The organism is Chromobacterium haemolyticum (assembly GCF_002081825.1).
Lineage (GTDB): Bacteria > Pseudomonadota > Gammaproteobacteria > Burkholderiales > Chromobacteriaceae > Chromobacterium > Chromobacterium fluminis.
Genome location: NZ_MUKU01000009.1, coordinates 155,618 through 178,072, shown reverse-complemented (window position 1 = coordinate 178,072; position 22,455 = coordinate 155,618). Strand labels below are relative to the sequence as shown.

The following is a 22,455-nucleotide window of genomic DNA, read 5'->3' as shown; positions in this document are numbered from 1 at the left end:
GCCAGACCGCTACCGTGGTGGGGCCGGCCGGCGAAGAGGTGCATACGGATCAATTCGGACGCATCAAGGTGCAATTCCATTGGCAGCGCCCTGAAGAGCATCCCGGCATCGGCGCGGCGATGGATGATAAGTCCTCTTGTTGGATTCGAGTGGTGATGCCTAGTGCCGGGGCGGCTTGGGGGCATCAGTTCATTCCCCGCATCGGTCAGGAAGTCTTGGTGGACTTTCTGGAAGGAGACATTGACCGTCCTGTCGTTGTTGGCGTGCTCTATAACGGCAGCCACGCCACCCCGGACTTTAGCGGCGCAGGCGCTTTGCCGGCGAACAAGACCCTCTCCGGCATCAAGTCGAAAGAGCATCAAGGCGGCGGCTACAGCGAACTGCTGTTTGATGACACACCTGGAGAAGTCCGCGCCAAGCTTTCCAGTGAGCCGGGCAAGACCCAGTTGAACCAGGGCTTTTTGACTCATCCCCGCAAAGACGGGAAAGCGGAGCCACGCGGCAACGGCTTTGAGTTGCGAACGGATTTGTCAGGCGCGATCCGGGCCGCTCAAGGGGTTCTGGTCAGCGCCTATGGCCGTGAAGGAGCTCGCGGCAATCAACTGGACCGAGAGGAGTTGATAGGCCAGTTGGAGATGGCGCTGTCCATTGCGAAGTCTCTCGCCAAGCAGGCGGAAGTGCATCATGCGGATGAAACCGACACCAAACCGCAAGAGCAACTGGCGCAAGACGTTAAACAATGGGAGGGTGGCAGCAATACCGCCAAGGAAGCCAAGAGTGGGCACAAAGCCATTCTGGCCCTCGGCGCACCGGAAGGCATTGCCCTGGCCAGCGAATCGAACATCTCGATGGCAACAGGCAGCACGCATGACTTGATTGCCGCCAAGGATAGCAACCAGAGCATAGGCCAGCATCTGCGCATGCGCGTGGGGCAATCTCTGTCCATCTTCGTGATGCAGTTGGGCATGAAGCTTATCTCCGCCTCTGGCGTGATTCGCATCCAAGCGCAGGATGACGACATTGAAATTATCGCCGCCAAGCGCTTACGTCTGGTGGGCTTGAAGGCGGTCAGCATTGAAGGGCCTCAGGTCAATATCACCGCGCAGAATGCCGGCGCGGAGTATGGGGGCGGGATTACCACGAAGACATCGGCCACGCATACCCAGCACGCCGCCAGCCACGCAATGACGGGACCGGCCAGTGTCAGCCCGCAAATGCTCAACCTGCCGCAAAGCGCCATTCAGACGAATGAACAGTTTGGCATAGCAGGCCGCTCCGGCAAGGCGCAATCCCAGATACAGCATGAAGTCCGCAATGGTCAGAACAAGCTGGAAGGCTCTGGCAGCACGGATGGCAGCGGCGCAACCTCTACACTGACCGGCAAGGTCATTGATCAACTGAAAATGCATCTGAAACGGAACGGATGATGGTAGACGTATTAAGCACAGCAACCCGCCGCGTATCCTTGCAATTCGACAAGAAAGGCAACCCGTATTTTGAATCCGTCAAAAGCCCGGACAGTTTCAAGCAGTGTGCTTTATGCGTAAAACCGCCTCATACCGTTATTCCGGTGATTTTTGTGCCGGGGATTATGGGAACGAATTTACGATTACGGGATAAGAAGCAAATAAAAGCATGGGCTCCGCCTAATGGGAAGCTAGGCGGGATAGGAGCGGCTCTTAACGGAGCTAATCAATCGCCTGCGGAGCGTCAAATTTTATTTGACCCTAATAGTACCGAAGTTAACCCGGATGGCCCTTGCCAAGTTCCGGATAATTTGCATTGGGTCAGCACCGAAGAGGCGAAGCGACGTGGCTGGGGCGCATTGCATGCCGACAGTTACCACTTCATTTTGCAGCGCTTGGAAGTCATCCTCAATGACCAGTACAGCAACCCGGGTCATCCTGAGGAGCGTGGTAATTTTCTGCTGCCGGAAATTGGCCTACTGGCCCATCTCAATGGCGGCAAGCAGACTGCTCCTCGCTCTGAAAAGGAACCGGACTACGCCAAGGCCGCAGCGGAGGCGGTAAAAGCTTGGAATTTGACCCCACAGGGACTAAGTCAAGACGAAGTGCTACGGTTGGATGATTATTACTACCCGGTATGGGCGCATGGTTACAACTGGCTGCAAAGCAATGAAGAGTCCGCGCAATCTCTGATCGAAAAGATTGATCAAATCATTGAACATTACAAAAATACTAACTATTTCGATTGCGATGGGAAAGTCATTCTAGTAACGCACTCCATGGGCGGCTTGGTCGGGCGTAGAGCCGCTCAGATGGCACCTGACAAGATATTGGGGGTGGTGCATGGTGTGCAGCCGGTAGCAGGTGCGCCAGTGGTCTATCGCCGTTTCCGCGCCGGGACTGAGGTGGGCGGCTTTTTAGATATTGAAGGCGCCGCCGTGGCTGCCATCATTGGTTGGAATGCCGGGGACATTACGCCGACTCTGGCATGTTCGCCTGGACCGTTGGAGTTGTTGCCGACCAAGCACTACTCACCGGGCTGGCTGAAAGTTGTTAAGAAAGGCGGTAACGATGTGATTTTTAGCTTGCCGCAGGCTGATCCCTATGAGGAAATTTACAGCAAGACCACGGATGAGTGTTGGTGGGGGATGCTGGACCCAGGACTGATTGATCCGGCCGGCAGTATTAAGGAAGCAAAAACAACCCCGTTGGATGCGCATACTGATGCATTGAAATTTGCGAGGAAGTTTCATAATACACTAGATTTATATGCTCACCCGCAAACTTACGGCTACTATGGCATTGACGAAAAAAAATTCCGTACTTTTGGCCATATCCATTGGCAGGCTTCAGGCAGTATTCCAGGGGACGATGTCATGCCATTAATCTATCAAAAGGATAGTCAGCGAACCATGACGGGGAAAAGTACCGTTCCACTTTATCAAGGTGAAGATTCGCCAAAAGTTAAATTCAAACTAAGCAATGAGCGTGACCAGGGAGGGGATGGCACGGTTCCTCTAGATTCTGGGAAAGTGCTAGCCCAGCTGCAACCGACACCCAAAGCAGTATTCAGCATGTCGGGGTTCGACCATCAAATGAGCTACAAAAACAAATATGCGATTCAAGCTACAGTCTATGGCATTGCCAAAATCGTTCAACAAGCCCCTTCGCCCAAGGCGTACTAAAGGACTGCCACGATGAATCGACTTGCTTTATTGCTTGCCTTATTGATGACCAGCCCTGCTCTTTATGCTGCGGAGAATAAGATGTTTGACAAAATGAAAACCTACTGCTTTGGTCGTTACTTAGTTGACATTCCGCATGAAGCAGAACTCAAGGGGCAGGGAAATAAATATATTGCTGCATCAATAAAAACCGAAAAAATTAGTAGGGAGGCTATGCTTAAGCTGGCGGAGAAAAAAGAACTCACCTTAAAAAACGAGCATGACAAATATGAAGACCAGTTTGCGGAAACTCGATTTTCAAACTCACCAGACAAGAGATTGGTGTTAGCAAAGTCTGAACCATTTGGACGACTCATGTATTCATTGGATACCTATAAATTTTTAGGAAATGGATACACTGCACTTTCCTCCGTCCGTGCATTAAACAAAAAAAACATCCAGGAAACACTTTCTGAGTATGAGGCCTACCTACAAGGGATTCGTTATCGCTCGGATCGAGACATTCCGAAAGAGGCCGGCTTTTGCATTGCAAATGGCTTTGTCTCCAATGATGGAAAATCGCCACAGTTTGAGATGGCTTCAATCACTTTCGCCTTGAAGAATAATCCGGATGTTTGGTTCAGCATAGACAGCTTCACACTGTCAAAACCAGAGCCATCCTTGCTGGAAAGGCAAAAGGCAGCGAAATTGGATGAGAGATTTCCTGGTAAGATAAAGGCGATCAGGAAGGGCGCTAGAACGGTAAATGGCATGCAGGGCGAGGAGTCTCTAAATGAGTTCCCCTCGGACAACGGCATGGGTGTTGCGCACAGTTTTATGTGGGAAGCTCAGGGCGGATTTGATGATCCTCTCAATCCAAAAGTCTCGATACAGCTTACCTCTGGTGAAGGCGTAGCCGGTGTTACGGGGGAGTCATCCTTAAATGCAACACAAATGCAACGCCTCTATGAAAGCGTGATTAAGTCCATCCGAGTTCGCCCGATAGCTCAATAAGTTTATGAGGCATAATAGGTGATGGCATCGATCAATCTGTGTCAATATGCATAACTCAAAATATACTATTGCCTTATGCTAGGCGGTAGTTAAATAAGTTCGTTTTCGATCTTATAATCGATAGGGTTTGTTTGTCTATGATTAATCTTTCGAAGATTGCTGTCTGCTTTGGAGTCTTTCCTGCTGTGTTAATGGTGGTAGGCTGCGCTGTTAATAGGCCGCTTGAACCTGAGGCGATCCGCGCCGCGATGAAAGCGACTTATCAGTGTCATTCATCGCCAATAGAGAAAGTGGGGCAAGGCGAGCAAGGTGTAAATAAAGGCTGCTATTTTGTGCTACATAGCCCGGAGACGGGGAGGGTGCTCAAAGATACTCCTTATCTACTTCAGGTCCATGATCCGAAGTCCAGCGGCGAAGCTCCTGCGATTTCATTACAGGGACGGACGGATGGCCAAGGAAGAAGTCAATTTGTATCACCCCCTTTTGATATTGATGTGAATGCAGTGCACTTTGTAGAAGTTGTGGGTAGCGGGAACTATCGGGGCAACTTTACCTTGGTTTCAAGAAGTGGCAAGCCATCTAGCGGGGCTGGATACAAGTTGTTGGCATGCGGGAAAGAAGTATATAAATCCCGTGCAGACTATCACGGTGAAACAGTGATTTATCAAACGCAAGATCGCTGTGATTTTTCAATGCAACTTACAAGGTGAGCACGGAGCAGCTTTGCTCTAGGTTCAAGTAAATTCCTTTAAAAGATAGGCGCTGATGTTACCTAACGAGGTGTAACTTCAGCGCCTGTCTTTGGTTTTTGTGCTATTGAACAGAGAAACACAATCGTGCTCAGTATGATCTTTGCCAAGAGATATGTGATAGTCCTATGTTTTTGAAATTTAATTGGCCGATTGCAACAAATAGTGGACTCAATGGGTAGGTTCCAGACCCATAGCTCCTAGATGTTGATGAGTTAGTGTGGCCGGTGAGGGCATCGTGTGTTTCTTCATCTACCTCAGCTTCTCTGCATATGTCCTTGAAGCTATGCCGGAATGAGTGAAACACCATGCGCTTGTCTGTAATTCCTAATTGCTTTCTACACCACTTTCCCCACCACTGTGACCATAGAGATGAACGCTTTCCATATTTGTCGGGCGTTAATTCTGGGAATAGGTATCCAGTGGGAGGCAGTGTCTCTAGGTAATTGCCAAATCCCATTCGTTCCAGTTCCGAATGAAGAGGAACTCGACGCCTTGACTCGTTGGTTTTCACTGAACCTTCATCGTCTCTGTCCGTGATATGAATATGCCGCCCTAGGCTATCCTTAACAATGTCCGATACTTTGAGTTGAGCCAGTTCTTCTAGCCTTGCTCCCGTAAATAGGCCCAACAGCGGCAGCCAGAAAGCTGTTTCTCCCTTGCCAGCTACAGGCCGTGCATTTTCGGTGGCGTAGATCGGGCTGTTGAAGATAGCTTGGAGTGCCTTCAGGTCATAGGAGGTCCGCGACTCTTTTTGAACTTTTCCGACTACGACGCGGACGGAGGCGATGGGGTTTTGTTCGATGTAGTCATTTTGTGCAGCCCAATTCAGCAGCGTTTTCAAGAATGCCAGGTGCTTGGAATTGATCGTTTTGGCAGAAAGGCCTTTCTGCAAGAGGGCTTCCTTGTACTTGAGGCCATGTGCTTTAAGTATCTGCTTGACTGGTAGGGTGCCGATGCAATCATGAAAACGGTTAACCACTTGAAGCATATCGTCAAATGATTTGCTTTTCAGCTTCCGCTCGGTTTGGTATTTGTTGAGAATATCTACTAGAGTCGGCGCTCCCTTGCTGGCTATGGCCGCCCTAGCCTGTAAAGGGGCCAAAGAGGGCATGGGCACATCGTCGACTACTTCGCCCTCGTGGCGGGCTTTCAAGGCATCTACGGTGCGTTTGTATGCCTTGGATGCGGCTGAGACGAGCCTCTTGTAGTCGACAGAGCTTGTATCCAGCTCGATGCCTTCAAAGCGGAGGCTGTCTTCAAGGGCATTTCCAACTGACCAAGTGTCTCCTCGAGCGATGGCCGCACGTGCATCTTGATCCAGCCGGGAGAGATCGTCTCCTAGTTGTTCATATTTCGCGTTGTCCAGGCCCTGTGATCGTAACTCGCTATCGAACGTCATCATGCGAGATTGGTGCATATGAACGATGCGGCTTATGTCATCGTCCGAGAGGGAGACGACTACAGCGGCCTTGTCCTTGGCGCGGAGTTCGGCAAACTGATCGTCCCACTCCACACGTATTCTTGCGGCAAGACGGTTCGCCTCTCTGAGGTCTCGTGTTTGTAGTGAGCGCCACACGTCTTTTTTGCCATTGAAATGGGGGCGTAAATCAGTAGGGATCGTGATGCGGAAGTAGTAGACTGAAGAGCCTGTGCGGCGGAGTACATTGGTATGCTTAGGCATGTCTGGCATGGGGCCAAGTGTAGCACACAACTGTAGCAGTTGGCCTGGAATGGCCTTTGAAATCAGTAAGTTATTGAGGCTTAACAGATTTAATGGTGCGAAAGGAGAGACTCGAACTCTCACGCCTTGCGGCGCTGGAACCTAAATCCAGTGCGTCTACCAATTCCGCCACTTTCGCTTTGATGCCGCTTGCAAATTAGATCGACAGCCCTCATTTGCAAGGGAGTGCAAGAATACCCGAAGCGCTTTCCCGGCGCAAGCCGGGCCGCCGGGAAACTTATTGCCACGGCGGCTGTCACTGTCGGTACAATTTGATAAAAATCCCTTTGGAGAAAGGCTTAATTATGCACCCGAACCTTGAGACGGCCTATCAGACGACCGGTATGGCCGAGGTACGCCATAAGGTTCTTCGCAATACTTATGGTTTGCTGGGTCTGTCGATGATTCCCACCGTGATGGGAGCCATTGTCGGCACCAATATGAATTTCGGCTTCCTGGCCGGCAGCCCCATCATCGGCATGTTGGCGATCCTGGCCGTGTTCTACGGTCTGGTGTTCGCCATCGAGAAAAACCGCTACAGCTCGGCCGGCGTGTTCCTGATGCTGGGTTTCACCTTCCTGATGGGCTTGCTGTTGGGGCCTTTGTTGCAACTGGCGTTCAAGTTTTCCAACGGCGGCCAGCTGATTATGACCGCGGGCGCGGCCACCGCGCTGGTGTTCTTCGTGATGGCGGGCATCGCCACCACCACCAAGCGGGATCTGAGCGGCCTGGGCAACTTCCTGACCGTGGGCGCCATCGTGCTGATGGTGGCGGTGGTGGCCAACATCTTCCTGCGCATGCCGGCTTTCCAGCTGATGATCTCCGCGGCTTTCGCCTTGTTCAGTTCGCTGATGATTCTGTGGCAGGTCAAGGTGGTGGTGGACGGCGGCGAGGACAGCTACATTTCCGCCGCGCTGTCGATCTACATCAGCATTTACAACCTGTTCACCAGCTTGCTGCAATTGCTGCTGGCCTTTGCCGGCGAACGCGACTAAACCCCGCGTCGGCATTGTCTTCCAATCAAAACGCCCCGTCCGGGGCGTTTTTTATTTGTTCCTTTTTCTTCTCTTCCTTAGCGCTTCTGTCTGACAAATCCTGACGTTTATTTTCGAGCCTGGCGGTGTTTAGGGCGGCTGGCCGCTGCGCCATCGCGCTGCGGTAATTATAGGATGTCTCATGCTAAGCGGTTGATTTTGACACCCTTTCCCTTGTTTTGTTGCTTTCATTTGTCATATTTGAGAATGGGAATTATTGCATTTTGTATTATGAAATTTTTATATACGATAAAAATAAATAGGACTTTGGCATTTTTGATTTTGATGGTTCACTGCTTGGGCGGACGCCGCTTGGGCCGGCCGGAGCGCGGTGATGGAGGCCGCCTAGGCGGCCCGGCGCGAGCGCCGACGCAGGTTCGCCGCATGGAGCCCGGAGCAGGGCGGTTAGTGTTCCGGGTTTGGGCGCCGGCGAAGAACCGAGGATTTCACCGCCGCTGGCAGGCGGCGGTGAATGGCCGAGAGCGATGGGGTGGCAGCCCCGGACTCGCGGCGGTTGTTCTCTATCGACAGCAGTTTCGACACTTAGGTGATGCAATGCGTATCCATATCACGGTGGGCGCGGTTTCGCTGGCCCTGGCGTCCCTGGCCGGTCAGGCCGCAACGCCCTTGCAAGCGGGAGATCCGCTGGTGTCCCAGCAATGGTTCCTGCAAAACACGGGGCAGAACGCGTTCTCGCAGCGCGGCGGCGTGGCCGGCATCGATCTGAACTTGGCGCTCAGCCATTCGCGCAGTATCCAGGGGCGCGGCGTGACGGTGACCGTTATCGACGACGGCCTGGAGATCCGCCACCCGGACCTGGCTGGCAATGTGGTGCCCGGCTCCAAGAACCTGGCCAACAATAGCGACGATCCGACCCCCAGCGCGGCCACTGACAGCCACGGCACCGCCGTGGCCGGCATCGCCGCCGCGGTGGGCTTCAACAATCTGGGCGGCCGTGGCGTGGCGCCGGCGGCCAGCTTGAACGGCTTCAACTGGCTGAAGGCGCAGACCACCGCCGGTTGGATGCTGTCGCACGGCAAATCGCCGAGCGACGGCGCCGGCCAATCGTCCACCAGTTCCCGCGTGTTCAACCAGAGCTACGGCAGTTCGGCGATCCGTTCGATTCCGGGCAATCCGGACACCGATATGACCTTGCGGGTGCGCGACGAGGCGCATGAGGACGTTAGCCTGCGCAGCAACGGCGGTAAGGGTGCGGTCTTCGTCAAGTCGGCGGGCAACGCCTACGTCAGCTTCCAGTCCGGCTCGGACAATGACGGCAAACCCACCTATGTCTTGGCCAAGGCCGGCAACGACGGCCTGCCGATTCAGGATTCCAACCTGACCACCGACAACAGCAACTACTGGAACGTGGTGGTGTCGGCGCTGAACGCCGACGGCGTGCGCTCGTCCTACTCCTCGGTGGGCGCCAACGTGCTCTTGACCTCCCCGGGCGGCGAGTACGGCACCGCTAGTCCGGCGATGGTGACCACCGACCTGGTGGGTTGCGACCGAGGTTCCAACTCCACGCTGCGTCCGTCCACCAATCAGTTGCACGGCGGCACTGCGCTGGACCCGAACTGCGATTACCGCGGCACCATGAACGGCACTTCCGCCGCGGCGCCGGCGGCTTCCGGGTCGTTCGCTCTGCTGATGTCGGCTTATCCCAACCTGAGCGCGCGCGATGTGCGCGAGCTGTTGATCAAGTCGGCGCGCAAAGTGGACGCCAACCATGCCGGCGTGACCCTGGCGTTCAAGGACGCCAAGGGCGGCGCGCACAGCTACCAGGCTTTGCCGGGGTGGCAGAACAACGCGGCCGGCCTCGCTTTCCATCCGTTCTACGGCTTTGGCCTGATCGATGTGGACAAGGCGGTGGAGCTGGGTCGCACTCACAAGCCGCTGGCGGCGCTGGAGAAAACGCGCTGGCAGACGGTGTCGGTGATGAAGGCGATTCCGGACGCCAGCGAGGCTGGGTTGGACAGCGCGTACACCCATGCCGAGGATTTGACGGTGGAAGCGGTGCAGGTGCTGGTGGACGCGAAACACGGCCGCGCCAACGACCTGGCGGTGGAGCTGATCTCGCCGGCCGGCACCCGCTCGGTATTGCTGTCGCCGCGCACCGGCCTGGTGAACGAGAGCTACGGCCTGAACCAGCAGCGCCTGTTGTCCAACCACTTCTACGGCGAATCGGCGCGCGGCCAATGGCGGCTGCGCGTGATCGACACTAACGGCGCCGAGTACTATTACGACTACCGGGACGCTCAGGGTCAGAACACGCTTAGCCTGCCCAACGCCACCGGCACTCTGCGGTCTTGGTCCATCCGCTTCATCGGCCACAAAGGAGCATAACGATGAAATATTCCCTGATTCTGGCCGGCCTGCTGGCCTTGGCCGCCGGCGCTCAGGCCGCCGACGTTCCGTCCTTCAAGCAGAAGCCGAGCGGCCAGCCGCTGGTGATCAACGGCAAGACCTATTACAAACAAGCGGCGCCGGCCGGCAAGCTGCCGCAAGGCGTCAGCGCCCGCTCGGCGACGAGCGACGGCGGCGTGACGCTGAAGCGCGGCGACGTGTTGCGTTCCGAAGGCGAGCTGGCTCCGTCCAGAGTCAGCGGCGTGGTGATGGTGAAGCTGGCTTCGCCGCGCGACGAAGCCGCGGTGGCGCGCGACCACAGCCTGAGCGTGCGTTACCGCACTCAGAGCGTGGTGGTGTTCGACGCGCCGGCCCAGGTCGAATTGCTGTCCTTGCAACAGCGCCTGTCCGCGGACAAGCGGGTCAAGCAAGTGCAGTTGGAGGTGTTCAGCAATAGCGAGTTGCCGCAGTAAGGGCGTTCGCTTGTCCAAAGGACGACGCCGGCCCAAGGCCGGCGTTTTTCATGCCACGGCGTTTTGCGTTTGAAGGTGGCGGGTGTTTTGGCCCAGATCCACCAGCAAGCGGTCCAGCCGGGCGATGGCGTCCGCGATGGCCTGGGTTTCGCCGGACAGGCTGCGGGTGGATTCGCCCACCGCGGTGATGTCGTTGGCGAACTGGGCGAAGCCGCGGTTTTGATTGGCTTCCGCCTGTGACATCTGACTGAGCAGGCTGGCCAGCTCGCCGGTTTCGCCTATGATGCCGGACAGCTTGCGCTGGGCGTCCAGCGAGTTGTCGCGGCCCGCCTGCATCTGCTGATTGCCGTCCCGCATTGCGACGAGCGCCTGATTGGTGCCGTCGACGATCAGCCGGATTTTCTGTTCTATGTCCAGGGTGGCGTTTTGAGTGCGCTCGGCTAGTTTGCGCACCTCGTCGGCTACCACCGCGAAGCCGCGGCCCAGCTCCCCCGCGCGCGCCGCCTCGATGGCGGCGTTGAGCGCCAGGAGGTTGGTCTGGTCGGCGATGTCGCGGATCAGTTGCACGATGCCGCTGACTTCGGCGCTGCGCTCGCCCAGTTGTTCCAGCCGGCCGGAGGCCAGCGCAATCACCTCGCCAGCCTTGCTTAGCTGTCTCACCGCCTGGTCCATCGCCTCGCCGCCGCCCAAGGCCGCCTGGCCGGCGGTGTGCGCCAGCTGAGTGGCGGTCACCGATTGCTCCGCGTTCTGGCTGGTGACCACCGCCATCTGCTGGGCGATCACCACCATGTCCTCGGAGCGTTCGCGCTGGCTGGCCATGGTTTCGGCCATATTGCCGGTGCTGTCGGCGATATCGCGGCTGGCGCTGGAAGCGGCCTGGATGGACTGAGTCAACTGAGCCATCAACTGCCGCATCGCCTGCTGGGCATGCTCCGCCTCGCGCCGCGCGCCTTCCAGTTTTTCAAAGCTTTTGACCTTGGCCTTGTCGAAGGCCAGCGCCAGAGCCAGCACCACCAGGGACAAGCCGGCCAGAGACTTGGCCTGCAGCTTGGGGATTTCGGCGTGGGGGATCGGATTGGCGGGCAGCAGTCCCTGGGCGCTCAGCCACAGGAACAGGCCGATGGCGGCCGCGGTCAGCGCCAGCCAGACCATGCCGGAGACGCGGGTGGCGACGAAGACGGCGGTGAAGGGAATGGCGGCGAACCAGACAATGCTGGTGGATTGGATGCCGCCGTTGACGTAGACCATCCAGCACACCATGGCGTACATGCAGCTGGTGATGAATTCCGCGCTGAAGCGCACCGCGCCGCTCAGCTTGAGCAGCAGCGGCCCCAGCAGCAGGCCCAGGCCGCCTAGCGCGATGCCGGCGGCCATGGCGCGATGGCCCAGTTGCAGGTATTCGATGGCGAACAGCGGCGCCACCAGGCCGGCCAGCAGGCCGACGCCGACGACGGTGCGGCCGCGGATCGCTTGTTCCGGGGATAGGCGGACGCGGTCCGGGATGAACCATTCGGTGATGGTTTGAATCGACATGGAGTGCCCCTCTGATGCGTTGTAGACGCGGCTGCGGACGCAGCTTGTTGTTGTGCGGCTCTTATGGCGCTCCAATGTAAAACAATTGTTTGAATTAACGCAATGGCATGACCTGGCGGGGCGGCAAAGGGGAGGGGCGGTGTTGCGCGGAACGGCGAAACCGCCTGCCTGGCGGCAGGCGGTTGGAAGGAGAGCGGGTTCAGTTCAAGCGGACTCGCCTTGCTCAGCCTGCAGCGCGGTCAAGGCAATGGTGTAGACAATGTCGTCCACCAGCGCGCCGCGCGACAGATCGTTTACCGGCTTGCGCAGGCCTTGCAGCATCGGGCCCACCGACACCACGTTGGCCGAGCGCTGCACGGCTTTGTAGGTGGTGTTGCCGGTGTTGAGGTCCGGGAACACGAAGACGGTGGCGCGGCCGGCCACTTCGCTGTCCGGCGCCTTTTGGCGGCCCACCGACTCCACGCTGGCGGCGTCGTACTGCATCGGGCCGTCTATCATCAGGTCCGGGCGTTTTTCCTTGGCGATGCGGGTGGCTTCCCGCACTTTCTCCACGTCCGAGCCGCTGCCGGAAGAGCCGGTGGAGTAGGAGATCATCGCTACCCGCGGCGGAATGCCGAAGGCGGCGGCGGAATCCGCCGACTGGATGGCGATGTCGGCCAATTGCTCGGCGTCCGGGTCCGGGTTCACCGCGCAGTCGCCGTAAACCAGCACTTGCTCCGGCATCAGCATGAAGAACACGCTGGAGACGATGCGGGCGCCCGGCGCGGTCTTAATCAGCTGCAAGGCCGGGCGGATGGTGTTGGCGGTGGTGTGCACCGCGCCGGACACCAGGCCGTCCACTTCGTCCAGCGCCAGCATCATGGTGCCCATCACCACATTGTCTTCCAGTTGCTGCTCGGCCATCGGCGCGTTCAGGCCCTTGCTCTTGCGCAGTTCCACCATGGGCGGCACGTAACGGCCGCGAACCTCGTTGGGATCGATGATTTCCACCGACTCCGGCAGCGTCACGCCCTGGGCTTCCGCCACTTGCAGGATTTCGGCGCGCTGGCCGATCAGCACGCAGCGGGCGATGCCTTTCTCGTGGCAGATGGCGGCGGCCTGGATGGTGCGCGGTTCGTTGCCTTCCGGCAGCACGATGCGCTTATTGGCCTTGCGCGCTTTTTCCATCAGCTGGTAACGGAAGGCCGGCGGCGGCAGGCGCAGTTCCTGCGGCGTGCCGATGTATTGTTTCAGCGGCGCCACGTTCAGGTGCTCTGCGACGAATTCGATCACGCGCTCCATGCGTTCGCGGTCGTCGGACGGCACTTGCAAACTCATATTATTGAGCGCGCTGCTGGTGTCGAAGGTGTTGGATTCGCTGGCCATCACCGGCATGCCGCCGGTGAAGGCCTGCTGGCACAGCAGCATGATGCGCGGGTCGGGCATCGAATCGCAGGTCAGCAACAGGCCGGCCAGCGGCACCCCGTTCATCGCCGCCATCGCGGTGGCCAGTACGATGTCCTCGCGGTCGCCCGGCGTGATGATCAGCGCGCCGGGCTTGAGCAGGTGCACGATATTGGGCACGGTGCGAGCGGTCACCACCATGGTGCGCACGCGGCGGCTGGTCAATTGGCCGGCGTGCAACAGCCGCGCCTTCAGATGATTGGCCACGTCCAGGGTGCGCGGCGCCAGCAGTTCCGGCTCGTGCGGGATGGCGCCCAGCATCGGCAGCCGTGCCTTCTTCATCAAGCTGCCGCTTTCCAGCACCTCGGTGGCGATGTCCTGAGCGTTCTGGTCCTTGGGCACCCGGTTGAGGATGTAGCCGGCGATCTGGCCGCCCTGGCCGCCGCCAAAAGCTTGAATGCTCATTTCCAGCTGTTCGGCGATCTCATGGCTGGCCAGGTTGTCGGCGGCGCTGACCAGGATGGTCTGCGCTTGCAGATTGCGTGCGATCTTGGTGTTGAGGAAGGTGGAGAACACTTGTTTCTGGTCCGGCACCAGGCCTTCCACCAGCACCACGTCCACCTGATTGGCCGCCTGTTGGTACAGGCTGACGACTTCTTCCATCAATTGATCCACCTGGCCCTTGGACAACAGGCGTTCCACCCGCTCCATCGGAATTGGCTCCGGCGGATTGAGCCGGCAGATGGCGCGGGCGAAATGGGTGGAGCGCTCCGGCTCCTTGGGGTCCGCGCCCTGGGCGATGGGTTTGACGAAGCCGACGCGCAGGCCGGCTTGCTCCAGGCTGTGGATGGCGCCCAGCGCCACCGAGGTCAGGCCGGCGTTGAAGCCGATGGGAGCGAGGAAAAAAGTTTGCATGTTTTCAGAGGCTTTCCTGTGACGCGCGGGGGGAATGGGCGCGAACGACGGTCCGGCACCGACCGAGCGGTGTCGCAGGCTGCAGGCGCGTGGCGCGATGAGTCGTTAAATTGGGCATTTAGGCAAAAATCAGCGGTTTTGTCGCCATTGATCCCAAGCTTGCGGCCGTGGCGGCGAGGATGGATTCCCTCTGTGGCGGGCGCGGCTTTTCAATCGGTATAGCATTGCCGGAAGCTGGCGTCAGCGCTGCGGCGCTACCGGCGAAAAGCGTGGCTGCGCCTGCTTTTACGGGGCAGGCATTGTAACTGACGGCATATCGGCTACAGTCCAGATGGGGCCACGGCTCAAAGCCGGACGGAGGCGATGACGACGATTATAACATCATGAATTAAGCGACTCTAATGTTGCATTGCAGCGTGAATGCTAAATCTTTGATTCCTATCAAAAATATTATTCTAAGTATGATTTTGGTATGGCAAGCTGATGTTTTTACGCCAAAAACCCGCTTCCGGCAGAGAGGAAAGGCTTGCCCCGGTGGGGGGGCGGGGGCATAATCCGCCCCTCTGTCGCAAGGTTCGGCCTTGTTTTTGTTGATTGTTTTTGATAGTCCCGCAAACTCGTTTTAAGCGAGATTCGGCTGGTCTTATATCTTCTACCGGAGGTGTGGGAATAATGTCTGATCTGGCTTCCGCGCAGTTGCTTCAAGCATCTGCTGCCCAGCTACCCGTCTATACCTATTTTGATCCCGCCTATTACGCTCAGGAACAGCGGCTGCTGTTTGGAGACGCGCCCATCTACTATGGCCATGAGCTGATGACGCCCAACGCCGGCGATTATCAGACCCTGGAGTGGATGGGCCACGGCAAGATGCTCAAGAATGTGGATGGCCGGATCAAGCTGATCTCCAATGTGTGCCGTCATCGCCAGGCCGTTATTTATAAAGGCCGCGGCAACGGCAATCATATCGTCTGCAATTTGCATGGTTGGACTTACGACGCCGAAGGCACTTTGCTGGGCGCGCCGCATTTCCCGGAGACGCCGTGTCTGAAGTTGAACCAGACCGAACTGACGCGTTGGAACGGCCTCTTGTTCGACGCGCGCCGTAATGTGGCGCGCGACCTGGAAAACCTGGGCGTGGCCAAACATATGAGCTTTGACGGCTACGCCTACCATTCCAGCCATCTGACCGAGTACGCCTTCAACTGGAAGACCTTCATCGAAGTGTATTCCGAGGATTACCACGTCGATCCCTTCCATCCCGGCCTCGGCAATTTCGTCGATTGCGGCGATCTGAAGTGGGAGTGGGGCGCTCAATACCATGTACAGACCGTGGGCGTGAAGAATCAGTTGGCGACCTCCGGCTCCCGCGTCTACGGCAAGTGGCACGAGGAAGTCCGCCGCCGCTACGCCGATCAGCAGCCGGAGTTCGGCGCCATCTGGCTGACCTACTACCCCAACATCATGGTGGAGTGGTATCCGCATGTGCTGGTGGTTAGCGTGGTGATGCCGCGCGGGCCGGAGCAGTGCACGGTGTTGACCGAGTTCTACTACCCGGAGGATGTGGTGTGGTTCGAGCCGGAGTTCATCGAGGCGGAACAGGCGGCTTATTTTGAAACCGCCAAGGAAGACGACGAGATCTGCTACCGGATGCACGAAGGCCGACGCGCCTTGTGGCTGCGCGGCGAGAGCGAGGTGGGGCCTTATCAATCGCCCACTGAAGAAGGCATGCTGCACTTCCACGAGTTCTATCGACGCAAGATGGGCGAGGCGCCGGCTGGTTAAGCGACGGCTTGCAGTGTCATAATGCAAAGGCGCGGACTCAGTCCGCGCCTTTCTTATTCTGGTTTGCCCGATTCCATGCTCAAAACGCTTTTCCGCTGTTTGCCCTTGTCGCTGGCCTTGCTGGCTCCGCTGGCCCAGGCTGCCGTTTACACCGATGCCGCGAGCCGGGTGCGTTTCAATGTGCCGCCGGGCTGGAAGGTCCGCCCCAGCGTGGTGGACGGCCAGCGCGTGCTGCGGGTGGTGCCGCCCAAAGCCGATCAGCGCGAGCGCGCCGCCATTGATGTGCAGGTGTTCTCGCGCAAGCCGGGGCGCGGCGACACCCTGGCCCGGCTGGCGCAAAAATACCGCCGGGAGGGCGACAATCGCGAAGCCGCCAATTTCGCCCGCGGCAATAGCCGTAGCGGCCGGCTGGTGACCGAATACCGCGACGGCCGCTTCGTTTCCAACCGGCTGTGGATCGTCCGCCATAACCTGCATGTGTTCCAGTTGGGGGACAAGAAGCGCATGGCCGAGGCGCGCTGCGCCGCCAACGCCTCTGAATTCAAAACTTACCGTCGGCAGATGGAGGCCATCTGCCTGTCGCTGGAATTGTTGAAGCGATGACACCGGCTTTGAGCGACGGCGCGCGGGCCTTGGGTCTGCGCTTGCGCCAAGGCCGGCTGGGTTCCGGCTGGATGGTAGTGGCGGCGCTGTGTTTCGCGCTGATGAGCATGTTCGTCAAGCTGGGCGCCGACGCCTTCGCTTCCACCGAGTTGCTGTTCTGGCGCACCGCCATCGGCGCGCTGGCCTTGGGCGCGGCGATGGCCTGGAAGCGCCAGTCGCCGCGGACGCCGCATTGGCGCGGGCACGTCAAGCGCAGCTTCGTGGGCTACGCGTCCATGGTGGCGCTGTTCTACGCGCTGACCCGGCTGCCCTTGTCCACGGCGGTGACGCTGAACTACACCTCCTCGCTGTTCTTCGCCTTGCTGTGCGTGATCAAGTTGAAAGACCGGCTAACGCCGCGCACCGGCCTGGCCCTTTTGTTGGGTTTCGTCGGCATCGTTATTCTGCTGCGCCCCACTTTCAGCTCAGAGCAGTGGCTGGCCGGCCTGATCGGACTCTTGTCCGGCGTCAGCGCCGGCTTCGCGGTGTTTCAGGTGCGCGAGTTGGGGCAGATGGGGGAGCCGTCCTGGAAGGTGGTGTTCTGGTTTTTCGCCATTTCCAGCGTGTTCGGCGGCGTCTGGCTGGCTTTGGGGCCGGGTTTCAGCGCGGTGACGGCGGACAATGTCTTGCCGCTGCTTGGCGTCGGCGTTTGCGGCATGTTGGGACAATTGGCGATGACCCGCGCTTACAAAGACGGGCGCAAATATCTGGTGGCCAGTTTCGGCTATCTGACCGTGCTGTTTTCCGCGCTGCTGGGCGTAGCGTTGTGGGGCGATCCGCTGAGCGGTTGGTCGTTGGCGGCGATGGTGTTGATCGTGGGGTCCGGCCTGATGGCGGCCTTGCGTTGAAACAGCGCTTGGGTGTTCAACAAGGGTGAATAGTGAAAAGGATAATGTGGTTTGACTAGTGGAAAGTGGCGCCTGGGTTCGGGCTGGATGGTGGTGGCTGCGGTGTTTTTCGGCTTGATGGGGGTGTTCGTCAAGCTGGGCGCCGAGTATTTTTCCTCCACCGAGCTGGTGTTCTGGCGCACCCTGGTGGGCGTGGTCACCCTGGGCGCGGCGGCCTTGTGGCGGCGCGATCGCTTCGCCACCCCCTTGCTGCGCTATCACGTGCAGCGCGGCCTGATCGGCTACGTCTCGATGCTATTGTATTTCTACGCCATTGCCCATCTGCCCTTGTCCACGGCGGTGACGCTCAACTACACCTCGCCGATGTTCCTGGCGTTGCTGTCGGTGGCGCTGCTGCGCGAGCGCCTGCCCAAGCAGGCGCTGGCCGGCCTGGCGCTGGGCTTCGTCGGCGTGGTGCTGTTGCTGCGGCCCACCTTGTCCAGCGAGGCCTGGGTGGCCGGCTTGCTTGGCGTCGGCTCCGGCCTGCTGGCCGGCTGGTCCTATCTGCATGTGCGTGAACTGGGCCGCCAGGGCGAGCCGGAATGGAAGGTGGTGTTCTATTTCGCCCTGATCTCCACGCTGGGCGGTCTGCTGCTGATGTTGTTCGAAAGCTGGCATCCGGTGACGTTGGAGAACGCGTGGCTGCTGCTGGGACTGGGCGCCACTGCTACCATCGCTCAATTGGCGATGACCCGTGCCTACAAGGTGGGGCGCAAACTCTTGGCCGCCAATCTGTCTTATCTGACCGTGGTGTTTTCCACCCTGTTGGGCGTTGGTCTGTGGGGAGATCCGCTCAGCGCCGCCAGCCTGGCGGCGATGGGTTTGATCATCGTCAGCGGCATGCTGGCCAGCCGGCGTTAAGCTGCAACCATGGTCCGGCGCTTGACCGGACGCGGCGAGGAGACGGCGATGACGGTGCCTGCGGACAAGGCCGCCTTGTTGGCGGCGATGCGGGACGAGTACCGGCGCTTGCGCGCGGTGCTGGCGCGGGTACCGCCGGAGCGCGCCTTCGTTCAGGAACTGGATGGCCACGCCAAGAACAGCCGCATGAGCGCCGCGGACCTGCTGGCCTATCTGTTGGGTTGGCAGGCGCTGGTGTTGAAGTGGCACCGGCTGGAGCGGGAAGGCTTGCCGATAGACTTTCCCGACACCGGCTACCGCTGGAATCAGTTGGGCCTGCTGGCGCAGAAGTTCTATCGCGATTTCGAGGATGTCGACGACTGGGCGCGGCTGCTCGCGATGCTGGACGATAGCCAGCGTCAGGTAGAGGCGCTGGTGGAGAGCTATTCCGACGAGGCGCTTTACGGCCGCCCCTGGTACGACAAATGGACGCGCGGGCGGATGATACAGTTCAACACCGCCTCGCCCTGCCGCAACGCCCGCGGGCGCTTCGCCGCCTGGCTCAAGACCCTGGGCCAGGTTCGGGAGGAGGGCTGAAAAAGCTTGCCGGCGCCGGACCGGCTGGATTTACAATAAAGCAAACCGCCGTTAAATGGAGAAGGACATGATCTCGATACGCGAACAACACTACGGTCTGGACGTGGCGCTGTACAACGAATTCACGCTGGCGGACTTCAAACTGCTGGAGGAGGCTCTGCTCAAGCGCCAGTCCGAGTGCGTCAAGCCCGATCTGCTGCTGGACCTGACCGAGCTGAAGGACTTCACGCTGGACATGGCGTTGGAAGAGGTCAAATTCATGCGCGCCCATGAAAATCACGTCGGCCGCGTAGCGCTGGTGGTCAGCGATGTGTGGATCAAGCTGGCCGCCCACATCGCCGGCCTGTTGTCCAATACCCGCACTCAGTATTTCGATACCGCGGAAGAGGCCCAGGCCTGGTTGGAAAGCCCGGTGGCGGCCGGCACCTGATTTGTCCGGTTGCGCTGATTTCGGGACGCGCTATGCGGCGTCCCGGTTGATTTTGTCGGCGATGGCGGTACAGTAGCGGTTTTTGTTCAACTCGAAAGAATAAAAACCGATGTTGAAAAGCATTTCCAGCCGCCTGGCGGCCGAACTCTCCGTCCGCGAGGCGCAAGTGGCCGCCACCATCGACCTGATCGACGGCGGCGCCACCGTTCCCTTCATCGCCCGCTACCGCAAGGAAGCCACCGGCGGTCTGGACGACACCCAGTTGCGTACTCTGGCCGAGCGCCTGGTCTATCTGCGCGAGCTGGACGAGCGCCGCGTCAGCATCCTCGGCAGCATCTCCGAGCAAGGCAAGCTGAGCCCCGAACTGGAGGCCGCGCTCTACGCCGCCGACAACAAGACCGCGCTGGAAGACCTTTACCTCCCCTACAAGCCCAAGCGCCGGACCAAGGCGCAGATCGCGCGCGAAGCCGGGTTGGAGCCCTTGGCCGACGGCCTGCTGACTGACCCTAGCCAGGACCCCAACGTCGCCGCGGCCGCCTATGTCAACGCCGAAGCCGGCGTGGCCGACGCCAAGGCGGCACTGGACGGGGCGCGCGCCATCCTGATCGAGCGCTTCGCCGAAGACGCCGAACTCTTGGGCCAGTTGCGCGAAAAGCTGTGGAACGAGGGCGAGCTGGTTGGCCAGGTCGTGGCCGGCAAGGAGAACGAGGGCGCCAAGTTTTCCGATTATTTCGAACACCGCGAAGCCATCCGCGCCACGCCCTCGCACCGCGCGCTGGCGCTGTTGCGCGGCCGCAACGAGGGCGTGCTCAGCCTGACGCTGAAATACCAGCCGGACGAAACCCCGATTACCGAGCGCTCCGCCTACGAGCAACTGATCGCCGCGCGCTTCGGCGTGCGCGACGCCGGCCGCCCGGCCGACAAATGGCTGTTGGACGGCGTGCGCCTGTGCTGGCGCGCCAAGATCTTCCTGTCGCTGGAGCTGGAGCTGGTGTCGCGGCTCAAAGACGCCGCCGACGCCGAGGCGATCAAGGTGTTCGCCGACAATCTGCATGATCTTTTGCTGGCGGCCCCGGCCGGCCAGCGCGCCACCTTGGGCCTGGATCCGGGCTTGCGCACCGGATGCAAGGTGGCGGTGGTGGACGGCACCGGCAAGTTGCTGGACACCGCCACTATCTATCCGCACGAGCCGCGCCGCGATTGGGACCGCTCGCTGGCGGTGCTGGGCGCTTTGTGCGCGCGCCACCGCGTGGACCTGATCGCCATCGGCAACGGCACCGCCAGCCGTGAAACCGACAAGCTGGCGCAGGAGCTGATCCGCGCCTATCCACAACTGGGCATGACCAAGATCGTGGTGTCCGAAGCCGGCGCCTCGGTATATTCGGCGTCGGAACTGGCGGCGCGGGAGTTTCCGGACCTGGACGTATCCTTGCGCGGCGCGGTGTCCATCGCCCGCCGTTTGCAGGACCCGCTGGCCGAACTGGTGAAGATCGATCCCAAGTCCATCGGCGTCGGCCAGTACCAGCACGACGTCAACCAGAGTCAGTTGGCGCGCGCCTTGGACGCGGTGGTGGAAGACTGCGTCAATGCCGTCGGCGTCGACGTCAACACCGCCTCGGCGCCGCTGCTGACCCGCATCTCCGGCCTCAACGCCACGCTGGCGGCCAATATTGTGTCCTACCGCGATCAGAACGGTGCCTTCCGCAGCCGCAAGCAATTGCTGAAAGTGCCGCGGCTGGGCGACAAGACCTTCGAACAGGCGGCAGGCTTCCTGCGCATCCGTGATGGCGATAACCCGCTGGACGGCTCCGCCGTGCATCCGGAAGCCTATCCGGTGGTGGAGCAGATTGTGCTCAAAACCGGGCGCGAGATGAAATCGCTGCTGGGTGATTCCGGCTTCCTGAAAACGGTGAAGGCGGTGGACTACACCGACGAACGCTTCGGTCTGCCCACGGTGATGGATATCCTGCGCGAGCTGGACAAGCCGGGCCGCGATCCGCGTCCGGAGTTCAAGACCGCCACCTTTCAGGACGGCGTCGAGGACATCAAGGACCTGCAGCCGGGCATGGTCTTGGAGGGGGTGGTCACCAATGTCGCCAACTTCGGCGCCTTCGTCGACATCGGCGTGCATCAGGACGGACTGGTTCACATCTCGGCCTTGTCCAACAAGTTCGTCGACGACCCGCGCAAAGTGGTCAAGGCCGGCGACGTGGTCAAGGTCAAGGTGATGGAAGTGGACGCGGCGCGCAAGCGCATCGCGCTGACCATGCGCTTGGACGACGCGCCGGGCGCCGGCAACAGCCGAGGCCCGCGCAACGACGGCCCGCGCGGCCAGGATAGACGCGGCGGCGACCGCCAGCGCGGCCAGCAGCCGGCCGGCGACACCGCGATGGCGGCGGCGTTCGCCAAGCTCAAGCGCGGAGGGGACTGAAGTCAAAAACGGCGGGGATATTCCCGCTGTTTTTCATTCCGGCACCGAGGACAGCGGCAGTTTCATCGTCTGCTTGATCGCGTTCAAGGCGATGGTGGATTTGACGCTGCGCACCAGCGACAGCCGCATCAGCCGGTTCATCACGAAGGTGGACAGCGAGGGCAGGTCCGGCACCACGATGCGCAATAGGTAGTCCGCCTCGCCGGCGGCGGCGTAGCATTCCAGCACTTCCGGCAGCTCGTTGATGGCCTGGGCGAATTCCTGCAAGGCGCTTTCGCTGTGGCGCTCCAGGCTGACGTGGGCGAAAGCCATAACCGACAAGCCCACCTGTTCCGGCTTCAGCGCCACCTGATAGCCCTGGATCACGCCGCTTTCCTCCATGCGCTGGATGCGGCGGCCGATCTGGGACGCGGACAAAGCCACTTGCTGCGCCAGTTTCTGATGGGTGACGCGGGCGTCGTGCTGCAACGCGTCCAGGATCTGGTAATCGAAGCGGTCCAATTCAATTTTGCGCATAGTGAGCATTTCATGGCAGTTATATGCGGC

Annotated in this window: 18 protein-coding genes and 1 tRNA gene; 14 read left to right on the top strand and 5 right to left on the bottom strand. The window is 59.5% G+C overall.

Annotated elements, in window-relative coordinates; genetic code table 11:
* The 4 genes from B0T39_RS09210 to B0T39_RS24945 form a co-directional block, all read left to right on the top strand.
* On the top strand, positions 1-1,427 hold a 1,427-nt coding region (locus tag B0T39_RS09210; RefSeq protein WP_141111148.1), incomplete at its 5' end, for a type VI secretion system Vgr family protein.
* Positions 1,427-3,151: an esterase/lipase family protein gene (locus B0T39_RS09205; protein WP_217806213.1), complete on the top strand. Its 1,725-nt coding sequence runs from the start codon at positions 1,427-1,429 to the stop codon at positions 3,149-3,151. The genes B0T39_RS09210 and B0T39_RS09205, both read left to right, overlap by 1 nt.
* Positions 3,152-3,163: 12 nt before the next feature.
* Complete coding sequence (locus tag B0T39_RS09200; RefSeq protein ID WP_141111147.1) at positions 3,164-4,144, top strand: T6SS immunity protein Tli4 family protein; 981 nt, start codon at positions 3,164-3,166, stop codon at positions 4,142-4,144.
* 137 nt (positions 4,145-4,281) lie between these two features.
* Complete coding sequence (locus B0T39_RS24945) at positions 4,282-4,854, top strand: hypothetical protein (protein WP_141111146.1); 573 nt, start codon at positions 4,282-4,284, stop codon at positions 4,852-4,854.
* A gap of 130 nt (positions 4,855-4,984) precedes the next feature.
* Here the strand turns inward: B0T39_RS24945 and B0T39_RS09195 are convergent, their stop codons facing one another.
* Together B0T39_RS09195 and B0T39_RS09190 are read right to left on the bottom strand one after the other, a co-directional pair.
* A complete protein-coding gene (locus B0T39_RS09195) occupies positions 4,985-6,577 on the bottom strand; it encodes a site-specific integrase (RefSeq protein ID WP_176219526.1) in 1,593 nt (530 codons plus the stop codon).
* Between the two features lie 93 nt (positions 6,578-6,670).
* Positions 6,671-6,755 (bottom strand) — tRNA-Leu (locus B0T39_RS09190).
* A gap of 166 nt (positions 6,756-6,921) precedes the next feature.
* On the opposite strand from B0T39_RS09190, the gene B0T39_RS09185 reads away from it, so the two are divergent.
* The 3 genes from B0T39_RS09185 to B0T39_RS09175 all read left to right on the top strand — a co-directional run bounded on the left by B0T39_RS09185 (position 6,922) and on the right by B0T39_RS09175 (position 10,469).
* Positions 6,922-7,611: a Bax inhibitor-1/YccA family protein gene (locus tag B0T39_RS09185; RefSeq protein WP_048407763.1), complete on the top strand. Its 690-nt coding sequence runs from the start codon at positions 6,922-6,924 to the stop codon at positions 7,609-7,611.
* A 594-nt stretch (positions 7,612-8,205) separates the two neighbouring features.
* A complete protein-coding gene (locus tag B0T39_RS09180) occupies positions 8,206-9,996 on the top strand; it encodes a S8 family peptidase (RefSeq protein ID WP_081545902.1) in 1,791 nt (596 codons plus the stop codon).
* Between the two features lie 2 nt (positions 9,997-9,998).
* Positions 9,999-10,469, top strand: coding sequence for a hypothetical protein (locus tag B0T39_RS09175; protein ID WP_081545900.1), 471 nt, complete (start codon positions 9,999-10,001; stop codon positions 10,467-10,469).
* Between the two features lie 48 nt (positions 10,470-10,517).
* Here the strand turns inward: B0T39_RS09175 and B0T39_RS09170 are convergent, their stop codons facing one another.
* A complete protein-coding gene (locus B0T39_RS09170) occupies positions 10,518-12,002 on the bottom strand; it encodes a methyl-accepting chemotaxis protein (RefSeq protein WP_081545898.1) in 1,485 nt (494 codons plus the stop codon).
* Between the two features lie 204 nt (positions 12,003-12,206).
* Positions 12,207-14,300: a phosphate acetyltransferase gene (gene pta, locus B0T39_RS09165; RefSeq protein WP_081545896.1), complete on the bottom strand. Its 2,094-nt coding sequence runs from the start codon at positions 14,298-14,300 to the stop codon at positions 12,207-12,209.
* 672 nt (positions 14,301-14,972) lie between these two features.
* Here pta and B0T39_RS09160 point away from each other — a divergent pair.
* The 7 genes from B0T39_RS09160 to B0T39_RS09130 all read left to right on the top strand — a co-directional run bounded on the left by B0T39_RS09160 (position 14,973) and on the right by B0T39_RS09130 (position 21,909).
* The gene (locus B0T39_RS09160) at positions 14,973-16,082 is read left to right on the top strand and encodes an aromatic ring-hydroxylating oxygenase subunit alpha (RefSeq protein ID WP_081545894.1); all 1,110 of its coding nucleotides are present in this window, start codon (positions 14,973-14,975) and stop codon (positions 16,080-16,082) included.
* A 75-nt stretch (positions 16,083-16,157) separates the two neighbouring features.
* Entirely contained in the window at positions 16,158-16,685 is a 528-nt protein-coding gene (locus B0T39_RS09155; protein WP_048415453.1) for a hypothetical protein, read from the top strand.
* Entirely contained in the window at positions 16,682-17,572 is an 891-nt protein-coding gene (locus B0T39_RS09150; protein ID WP_254894527.1) for a DMT family transporter, read from the top strand. Before B0T39_RS09155 ends, B0T39_RS09150 begins: the two co-directional genes overlap by 4 nt.
* An 87-nt stretch (positions 17,573-17,659) precedes the next feature.
* Positions 17,660-18,472 carry a DMT family transporter gene (locus tag B0T39_RS09145; protein ID WP_081545892.1) on the top strand — a complete coding sequence of 271 codons (813 nt, stop codon included), beginning with the start codon at positions 17,660-17,662 and terminating at the stop codon, positions 18,470-18,472.
* A 48-nt stretch (positions 18,473-18,520) separates the two neighbouring features.
* The gene (locus B0T39_RS09140) at positions 18,521-19,048 is read left to right on the top strand and encodes a ClbS/DfsB family four-helix bundle protein (protein WP_081545890.1); all 528 of its coding nucleotides are present in this window, start codon (positions 18,521-18,523) and stop codon (positions 19,046-19,048) included.
* A gap of 67 nt (positions 19,049-19,115) precedes the next feature.
* Positions 19,116-19,478, top strand: a complete 363-nt coding sequence (locus tag B0T39_RS09135; protein ID WP_081545927.1) for an STAS/SEC14 domain-containing protein — start codon at positions 19,116-19,118, stop codon at positions 19,476-19,478.
* A gap of 109 nt (positions 19,479-19,587) precedes the next feature.
* Positions 19,588-21,909: a Tex family protein gene (locus tag B0T39_RS09130; protein WP_081545888.1), complete on the top strand. Its 2,322-nt coding sequence runs from the start codon at positions 19,588-19,590 to the stop codon at positions 21,907-21,909.
* A gap of 33 nt (positions 21,910-21,942) precedes the next feature.
* On the opposite strand, the gene B0T39_RS09125 is transcribed toward B0T39_RS09130, so the two are convergent.
* Positions 21,943-22,425 (bottom strand): Lrp/AsnC family transcriptional regulator, encoded by a 483-nt coding sequence (locus B0T39_RS09125; protein ID WP_227104270.1) that lies wholly within the window; start codon positions 22,423-22,425, stop codon positions 21,943-21,945.
* Positions 22,426-22,455: the final 30 nt, after the last annotated feature.

Excerpts from the sequence above, each read along its gene's own strand:
- B0T39_RS09160 (WP_081545894.1), top strand. The coding sequence starts at position 14,973 with ATGTCTGATCTGGCTTCCGCGCAGTTGCTTCAAGCATCTGCTGCCCAG.
- B0T39_RS09200 (WP_141111147.1), top strand. The coding sequence starts at position 3,164 with ATGAATCGACTTGCTTTATTGCTTGCCTTATTGATGACCAGCCCTGCT.
- B0T39_RS09140 (WP_081545890.1), top strand. The coding sequence starts at position 18,521 with ATGACGGTGCCTGCGGACAAGGCCGCCTTGTTGGCGGCGATGCGGGAC.
- B0T39_RS09195 (WP_176219526.1), bottom strand. The coding sequence starts at position 6,577 with ATGCCTAAGCATACCAATGTACTCCGCCGCACAGGCTCTTCAGTCTAC.
- B0T39_RS09180 (WP_081545902.1), top strand. The coding sequence starts at position 8,206 with ATGCGTATCCATATCACGGTGGGCGCGGTTTCGCTGGCCCTGGCGTCC.
- B0T39_RS09170 (WP_081545898.1), bottom strand. The coding sequence starts at position 12,002 with ATGTCGATTCAAACCATCACCGAATGGTTCATCCCGGACCGCGTCCGC.
- B0T39_RS09145 (WP_081545892.1), top strand. The coding sequence starts at position 17,660 with ATGGTGGTGGCTGCGGTGTTTTTCGGCTTGATGGGGGTGTTCGTCAAG.
- B0T39_RS09175 (WP_081545900.1), top strand. The coding sequence starts at position 9,999 with ATGAAATATTCCCTGATTCTGGCCGGCCTGCTGGCCTTGGCCGCCGGC.
- B0T39_RS09130 (WP_081545888.1), top strand. The coding sequence starts at position 19,588 with ATGTTGAAAAGCATTTCCAGCCGCCTGGCGGCCGAACTCTCCGTCCGC.
- B0T39_RS09135 (WP_081545927.1), top strand. The coding sequence starts at position 19,116 with ATGATCTCGATACGCGAACAACACTACGGTCTGGACGTGGCGCTGTAC.
- B0T39_RS09185 (WP_048407763.1), top strand. The coding sequence starts at position 6,922 with ATGCACCCGAACCTTGAGACGGCCTATCAGACGACCGGTATGGCCGAG.
- pta (WP_081545896.1), bottom strand. The coding sequence starts at position 14,300 with ATGCAAACTTTTTTCCTCGCTCCCATCGGCTTCAACGCCGGCCTGACC.
- B0T39_RS09125 (WP_227104270.1), bottom strand. The coding sequence starts at position 22,425 with ATGCGCAAAATTGAATTGGACCGCTTCGATTACCAGATCCTGGACGCG.
- B0T39_RS09150 (WP_254894527.1), top strand. The coding sequence starts at position 16,682 with ATGACACCGGCTTTGAGCGACGGCGCGCGGGCCTTGGGTCTGCGCTTG.
- B0T39_RS09205 (WP_217806213.1), top strand. The coding sequence starts at position 1,427 with ATGGTAGACGTATTAAGCACAGCAACCCGCCGCGTATCCTTGCAATTC.
- B0T39_RS24945 (WP_141111146.1), top strand. The coding sequence starts at position 4,282 with ATGATTAATCTTTCGAAGATTGCTGTCTGCTTTGGAGTCTTTCCTGCT.
- B0T39_RS09155 (WP_048415453.1), top strand. The coding sequence starts at position 16,158 with ATGCTCAAAACGCTTTTCCGCTGTTTGCCCTTGTCGCTGGCCTTGCTG.